Annotated in this window: 2 protein-coding genes; both read right to left on the minus strand. The window is 46.1% G+C overall.

All coding sequences use genetic code 11. The features are described 5' to 3' along the window. Positions 1-304: 304 nt before the first annotated feature. Complete coding sequence (locus AC1VNY_RS42435; protein WP_482409658.1) at positions 305-997, minus strand: RNase H family protein; 693 nt, start codon at positions 995-997, stop codon at positions 305-307. Next, positions 998-1,461 (minus strand): hypothetical protein (locus AC1VNY_RS42440; protein ID WP_482409657.1); only part of this gene is annotated, 464 nt, incomplete at its 5' end.

Below are 1,461 nucleotides of genomic sequence, written 5' to 3' on the forward strand. Positions count from 1 at the left end.
CAGTCTTGCAGGACATGTTCTGTGTTTTATCAGCGGTGCCACAGGGACACAGAGGGGAACAATTGTAGTCTGTGAAGGTGTTTGTTCAGTCTGTTATGACCTTCCTGAGTTGGAAGATGATAATCTGTCCTTGTCTGTCAAGTGTGTGGTAGTCATCGTTGGGTTCTTTTCTAATGTCCACGATAGCTTTTTTTTCAAAGTACGAGGAGAGGTCAGAAAGTAATACACCACATTTTTTTCTCTGGTAATAATGAAGACAGGATCATGAAATTTTGCACACTTGCAGTATGTTATTGGTTATTGGTTATTGGTTATTGGTTACTAAACTGACGTCATTGCACTCCGGGCAGACCCATAGGTGTTCAGTCTCCCCCAACAGATATCGAAGAGTATGCATACTGATGGTTCCCGTGGCTCGCTGATTAAACACACCTTTCACTCTGCCTCTCAGGCATCCAGTTCGACTTGAACAACGGGTAACTCCAAACTGCTTAAATCGCTTGATCGATTCAACATCGATTTTAGTGTCCTCATCCAACAGACAGTCGCGAAGAGACCGAAGAACATCCCCCTTATCCATCTTCAACTCCCCAACAATCGATGCTGTTGATGCAAGCCTGTCCGCTCTCTCATTACAGCAAACACCCGCATGCTCAGGAGAGTATATCCACGTAAGCCGCTGGAGGTTAGAAACTTCTATAGACGACATCCACTCATACCGAAACCTGCCCTTCTGGATCTTGTGAAGCATCGACTGAGAGTCAGATACAACAACTGCCCCAGTAAATGAAGTCCCAGAGATCCAATGGAGGGCAGCAGTAACGGCCTCAACCTCCATCCTCATACTAGAAGTAGTTGTCCTGTATGCCCCACTTCGCTCTGCAACAACCCTACCATGCGCATTAGCCAAGAAACCCCAGCCGGACTTCTCACCACGTTGAACCGACCCATCGGTATATACAACAACATTATCATCCCTTGCATTATCTTCTATCAGCTACTTAACTGCGAGATCAGTCTTCATGTTGCCCCAATCTCTACATTCTCTTCCAAGAGTAATGATAACGTTGAGATAGTTGGTCATGCTACCATCTGTTGGGATCCATTCTTCCCCTTTTGGTAGGGTCGCAACCGTAGTCACCTGGCCAATTGTTCTCTCAGCCTGGGCCATCCACGACATGCCACGCTTGATTCTCGTGCCCTTAACATCATTAGTGTTCCTGTGAAGTGGATGTCTCTTATCCGAAGTAACCCGCATATATGCTTTGGTTTGGGCGATTGCATGACGGAAGCGTAGTGACAGAAGGCCAAGCATATATCTCATCTTCACAATGGGGGTATCTCTAGTGCAGCCCAGGACTATACGCATACCTTCATTCTGAACCAGTTCGAGTCGTTCACATTGTGATCTTGATATTGTAAGAATTCCGAGTCCGTAATCTACCACTGACATTACCAGTC

This window comes from Bradyrhizobium ferriligni, from assembly GCF_056837965.1.